Origin of the sequence: Streptomyces sp. URMC 123, from assembly GCF_051386515.1 — a bacterium.
Classification (GTDB): Bacteria; Actinomycetota; Actinomycetes; order Streptomycetales; family Streptomycetaceae; genus Streptomyces.
In genome coordinates this window covers 1-6,019 of record NZ_JBPQTV010000364.1, presented here as the reverse complement: position 1 = coordinate 6,019, position 6,019 = coordinate 1, and the positions used below count along the sequence as shown (strand labels likewise).

The 6,019-nt window shown below is 75.0% G+C and carries 3 protein-coding genes; 1 reads left to right on the top strand and 2 read right to left on the bottom strand.

The features are described 5' to 3' along the window. Both ACSNOD_RS27255 and ACSNOD_RS27250 read right to left on the bottom strand, forming a co-directional pair. Positions 1 to 3,099, bottom strand: a 3,099-nt coding sequence (locus ACSNOD_RS27255) for an ATP-dependent helicase C-terminal domain-containing protein (RefSeq protein WP_436769729.1), incomplete at its 3' end; no start/stop codon positions are given. Positions 3,100 to 3,228: 129 nt separating this feature from the next. Next, the gene (locus ACSNOD_RS27250; RefSeq protein WP_436769728.1) at positions 3,229 to 4,053 is read right to left on the bottom strand and encodes a class I SAM-dependent methyltransferase; all 825 of its coding nucleotides are present in this window, start codon (positions 4,051 to 4,053) and stop codon (positions 3,229 to 3,231) included. A 392-nt stretch (positions 4,054 to 4,445) separates the two neighbouring features. On the opposite strand from ACSNOD_RS27250, the gene rpsA reads away from it, so the two are divergent. Next, the gene (gene rpsA / locus ACSNOD_RS27245; RefSeq protein ID WP_436769727.1) at positions 4,446 to 5,945 is read left to right on the top strand and encodes a 30S ribosomal protein S1; all 1,500 of its coding nucleotides are present in this window, start codon (positions 4,446 to 4,448) and stop codon (positions 5,943 to 5,945) included. Positions 5,946 to 6,019: the final 74 nt, after the last annotated feature.

Genomic DNA, 6,019 nt, shown 5'->3' with positions numbered 1-6,019 from the left:
CCCCGCCGGCGACAGCAGATGCACCAGTACGGGCACGCGCCCGTCCGCGACCCGAGGCGTCCGCCGCAGCCCGAACATCTCCTGGAGCTTCACGGCGAGCACCGGCCGCTCCCCGCCGTAGTCCACCCGGACGCGCGATCCGCTCGGCACCTCGATCCGCTCCGGGGCCAGCTCATCGAGGCGGGCCGCCTCGCCCGTCGCCCACGGCAGCAGCCGGCCGAGCGCGGCGGCGGCGTCGACGCGGGCCAGATCGGCCCGCTTGCGCGCCCGGCCGAGCTCGACGCCGAGCCACTCCTCCGCCCGGGCGAGCAGCGCCTCCTCCGAGACATCGGGCCAGGGCTCGCCCAGCTCGCGGTGGAGGAACGCCATCCGCTGCCGCAGCTCGTCGGCCTCCCGCGTCCGGCGCAGCAGCCCCGCCCCCTCGCGGAGCAGCCCCGTGCCCTCGCGCCGCAGGCCCTCCAGCAGCGCCGCGCGAAGGAGTACGGGGTCCGGCTCGGCCAGGGGGCGGGCGGACAGCTCGATCGCGCCCAGGCGCTCGACCCGGCGCGCCACCACATCCGCACGCTCCTCCGACCAGGTGACTTCCTCGCCGTCGGAGCGCAGGGTTCCGGCCGCGCGAACGGCGGTCTCCTCATCGAGGACGGCGGCGAGCCGCACCCGGGCCGACGGCGCGCCCACGGGGCGGTCCGCGACGGCCACGGCGAGCCAGGGGGCGCTGCCCAGCCGTGAGCCGTCGGCCAGCCGGGCGGCCGTGCCGGAGGCCATCAGATAGTCGCCCCCGCCCCGGGCGCGCGCCACCCGCTCGGGAAACGCCAAAGCGACCACGAGCCCGGCCACGGCATCGTCGCCCACCCCCGGGGCCCCGCCGGCAGGACCGGGCGCGCCCGTGCTCGCCCGGCTCCGGCTGTCCGCTGCTCCGCCGACAGGGCCGCCGCCGGCCGCCGCGCCGGGTGCGTCCTTGCGTGCCGAGCTTCGCCCGCCCGTTGCCGCGCCTCCGTCCCGGGCGGGGACTCGGCCGTCCGCCGGGCCGCCGCCGGCCGCCGCGCCGGGTGCGTCCTTGCGTGCCGAGCTTCGCCCGCCCGTTGCCCCGCCTCCGTCCCGGGCGGGGGCCCGGCTGTCCGCCGGGCCGCCGCCGGCCGCCGCGCTGGGTGCGTCCTTGCGTGCCGAGCTTCGCCCGCCCGTTGCCCCGCCTCCGCCCCGGGCGGGAGCCCGGCTGTCCGCCGCCCCGCTCCCGGCCCGGGCAGGGCCGGCTTCGCTCGGGTGGTGTTCCGCGGTCCGAACGAGGCCGCCTTCGCGGTTTCCGGCGGCCTCGGCCGGAGCGGCTCCTGTCCCACGGCCTCCTGCGGCGGCCCGCGCGTCGCCGTGCTGGCCATGGCCCCCGCCCGGGGGCGCCGCTCCCGCGGCGGCAGAAGCCCCGCGCTCCCCAGCGGCCGGGAGGCCGTGTTCCAGCGACGCGGCCGAAGGCCCCCGCTCCACCGCCGCGAGCAACCGCCGCACCTCCGCGCGCCAGCGCGCGGCGTACCCGTCGCCGCCCCGGCGCGCGGTGCGCCACGCGGCGACCACGTCGTCCCCGTACGCCCGGGGCGGCTCCTCGCTGAGCAGGGCCACGACCTCGGCCGCCCGGCGCGCGCCGACCTCCCGGGCGCCGTCCATGAGCGCCCGAGCGAGCCGGGGGTGCAGGCCCAGCCGGGCCATCGCCTTTCCGCGCTCGGTGACCGGCCCGTCACGGTCACCCGCCCCCGCCCCGGGCGCGTTCCCGCCGCCGCGGGCGTCCGCTCCGTCGGGGCGGGCCACCGCCCCGACGCACCGCAGCACCTCCCGCGCCGCCGCCAGCGCGCCCGCGGGCGGCGCGTCGAGCAGCGCCAGCCCGGTCGCCCCGGGGTCGCCCCAGCAGGCCGCCTGGAGCGCGAAGGTCGTCAGATCCGCCACCGCGATCTCCGGCGCCGGCCAGCGGGGCCGCGAGGCGTCGTCCGCCTCCGCCCAGCAGCGGACCACGACACCGGGGGCCTCGCGCCCGGCGCGCCCCTGCCGCTGTTCCGCCGCCGCCCGCGACACCCGTACGGTCGCCAGCGAGCCCAGGCCGCGCGCCTGATCCGTACGGGGCTCGCGCGCCAGCCCCGAGTCCACGACGATCCGGACACCCGGCACGGTGAGGCTGGACTCGGCCACGGAGGTCGACAGGACGATCCGCCTGCGCCGGCCGTCGCCGCCGGCCAGCACGCTCTCCTGCACCGCCGCCGGCGCCTGGCCGTGCAACTGCAGAACCTCCGTGGGCGTGCCGTCCGGGGCGGTGGCGCCCTCCAGCAGGGCCGCGACCCGCCCGATCTCACCGACGCCGGGCAGGAAACACAGCAGGTCGCCCTCCGGCTCGCGCAGCGTGGCCCGTACGGTCGCCGCCACGTGCCGCAGGAAGGCGGGGTCGACCCGGGTGCCGTGCGGCGGCCGCACACCCGCCGGTGGCGGCGCGTGCTCGGCGCGCACGGGGTGCGCGCTGCCCCGGCCCCGGACGACGGGCACCGGGCCCGCCGGGTCGAACCGCCCGAGCAGCCGCGACCAGGCGTCCAGGTCGGAGGTGGCGGAGGCGGCGATCACCTCCAGCTCGGGCCGGAGCGTGGCCCGCACGTCCAGCAGAAAGGCGAGCGCCGTATCGGCGTCCAGATGGCGCTCGTGGCACTCGTCCAGCAGTACGGTGTCGACCCCCGGGAGCTCAGGGTCGCGCTGCAGCCGCTGCAGCAGTACTCCGGTCGTCACCACCTCCACCACGGTGCGCGGGCCGCACCGCCGCTCGCCGCGCACGGTGAAGCCGACGCGCTCGCCCGGCTCCTCGCCCAGCAGCCACGCCATGCGACGGGCGGCGGCCCGTACGGCCATCCTGCGCGGCTCGGCGACGAGCACCCGGCGGGGCCTGCCGCCGCGGGGCCCGGGCAGCAGCCCGGCCAGGGCCAGCGGCACCAGGGTCGTCTTGCCGGTGCCGGGCGGCCCGTACAGCACGGCGGCGCCGCGCTCGTCGAGCGCCGTCAGCAGTGCGGGCAGCGCGGACCGTATGGGCAGCCGGTCCAGGGCGTCAGTACGGAGGGCGGGGTCGTCAGTACGGATCACAGGGCCCAGTCTTTCCCGGCCGCGCCCCCGGCCGCGCCCCCGACCGCGACGTCCGGCCCCCGCCGGGCCCGGGCCCGGCAGGGAACCGGTGCGCTCGATCCCCCTGAGGCCGTACGAGCGCGCAGACGCTCAGTCCCGCTCGCAGACGAAGATCGCGGTCCCCGGGATCAGCCGCCCCCGCAGCGGGGACCAGCCGCCCCACTCCTGGTCGTTCCACTCCGGCCACTCCGGCTCGACGAGGTCGATCAGCCGGAAGCCGCCCGCCACCACGTCGCGCACCCGGTCGCCCACCGTCCGGTGATGCTCCACATAGACCGCGTCCCCGTTCTCGTCCTGCTCGACGTACGGAGTGCGGTCGAAGTACGACGCGGCGACCGACAGCCCCTCCGGCCCCGGCTCGTCCGGGAACGCCCAGCGCAGGGGGTGGGTGACCGAGAAGACGAACCGCCCGCCCGGCCGCAGCACCCGCCGTACCTCGCGCAGCACCCGCACCGGGTCCGCCACGAACGGCAGCGCCCCATACGCGGAGCACGCCAGGTCGAACGAGGCGTCGGCGAAGGGCAGCGCCCCGGCGTCCGCCTGCACCAGGGCGACGTCCGGCGCCCCCGGCGCGCCGGCGCCGATCCGCAGCGCGTGCTGGAGCTGGCGGTGGGAGAGGTCCAGGGCCACCGGCAGCGCCCCGCGCCCGCTCAGCCAGCGGGAGCACTGCGCCGCGCCCGCCCCGATCTCCAGGACCCGCCGCCCCCGGAGGCCCTCGGCCGGCCCCAGCAGGGCCGCGTCGGCCTCGTCCAGCCCCTCCGGCCCCCACACGAACCGGTCGTCGCCCAGGAAGGCGCCGTGCTCCAGCTGGTACTCGTCGGCGTTCCGGTCCCACCAGCCGCGGCTCGCCCGGCTGCTCTCGGTGTCGCCCGCCGCACGGCGGGTGGCCACCGCTTCCGTTTCGTCGTCGCTCATTCTTGGCTCTTCGCGCCCGTCGTCGTTAATCTTCGTCCGACGTTCGATCGTCGTCCGATCGTCGGACCGGAGACACCAGTGTCGTCCCCGATCGGAAAAGCGGCTGGTACGGGCCTTGTCGCCGCCGGGTATGAGGCGGTAAGCCCCAGGTGTGCTCTTCGCGCATTGACCATGCCCGGCTGCCCCCGTATGCTACAAGTTGCGCTGCGGGCCTGCGCACCTCAGACGGAGCAGGCTGCGCTCGCATCTGTTGTATGTCCCCTCGGTTGTCGAGGCGCCCCCGGTTCTCCGGGGTCCGGCGTCTCCAAGGCTGTCCGGCTTCGGCAGTGCGATACGGGCTCCCGGCGTAGCAGTACCTACGACTCACTGTCCGTACCGGAGCCCTTTCCCACATGACGAGCAGCACCGAGGCAACCCGCACCACCCCGCAGGTGGCGGTCAACGACATCGGTTCCGAGGAAGCCTTCCTCGCCGCGATCGACGAGACGATCAAGTACTTCAACGACGGCGACATCGTCGACGGCGTCATCGTGAAGGTCGACCGGGACGAGGTCCTGCTCGACATCGGTTACAAGACCGAAGGCGTCATCCCTTCCCGAGAGCTTTCGATCAAGCACGACGTCGACCCCAACGAGGTCGTCGCCGTCGGTGACGAGATCGAGGCCCTGGTTCTCCAGAAGGAGGACAAGGAAGGTCGCCTGATCCTCTCGAAGAAGCGCGCCCAGTACGAGCGTGCCTGGGGCACCATCGAGAAGATCAAGGAAGAGGACGGGATCGTCACCGGTACCGTCATCGAGGTCGTCAAGGGTGGTCTCATCCTCGACATCGGCCTCCGCGGCTTCCTCCCGGCCTCCCTGGTCGAGATGCGCCGTGTCCGCGACCTTCAGCCCTACGTGGGCAAGGAGCTCGAGGCCAAGATCATCGAGCTGGACAAGAACCGCAACAACGTGGTCCTGTCCCGCCGCGCCTGGCTGGAGCAGACCCAGAGCGAGGTCCGCCAGACCTTCCTCACCACCCTCCAGAAGGGTCAGGTGCGCTCCGGCGTCGTCTCCTCCATCGTCAACTTCGGTGCCTTCGTGGACCTGGGTGGCGTCGACGGTCTGGTCCACGTCTCCGAGCTGTCCTGGAAGCACATCGACCACCCGTCCGAGGTCGTCGAGGTCGGCCAGGAGGTCACGGTCGAGGTCCTGGACGTCGACATGGACCGCGAGCGCGTCTCCCTGTCGCTGAAGGCGACCCAGGAGGACCCGTGGCAGCAGTTCGCCCGTACCCACCAGATCGGCCAGGTCGTTCCGGGTAAGGTCACCAAGCTGGTGCCGTTCGGTGCGTTCGTCCGCGTCGACGAGGGCATCGAGGGCCTGGTCCACATCTCCGAGCTGGCCGAGCGCCACGTGGAGATCCCGGAGCAGGTCGTCCAGGTCAACGACGAGATCTTCGTCAAGGTCATCGACATCGACCTCGAGCGCCGCCGCATCAGCCTCTCGCTGAAGCAGGCCAACGAGTCCTTCGGTGCCGACCCGTCCGCGGTCGAGTTCGACCCGACCCTGTACGGCATGGCCGCGTCCTACGACGACCAGGGCAACTACATCTACCCCGAGGGCTTCGACCCCGACACCAACGACTGGCTGCCGGGCTTCGAGAAGCAGCGCGAGGAGTGGGAGCGCCAGTACGCCGAGGCGCAGCAGCGCTTCGAGCAGCACCAGGCGCAGGTCATCAAGTCGCGCGAGGCCGACGAGCAGGCCGCGGCCGAGGCCGGCAGCGCCGCCCCGCAGGGTGGCAACGTCTCCGGTGGCGGCTCGTACTCCTCGGAGTCGGCCGACAACTCCGGCGCCCTGGCGTCGGACGAGGCGCTCGCCGCGCTCCGCGAGAAGCTGGCCGGCGGCCAGAGCTGACGCGACGGCATCCGCCGCACGCTGATCAGCTGAACAGCTGAAGGTAAGGCCCGCTCCCCCAGGGGGAGCGGGCC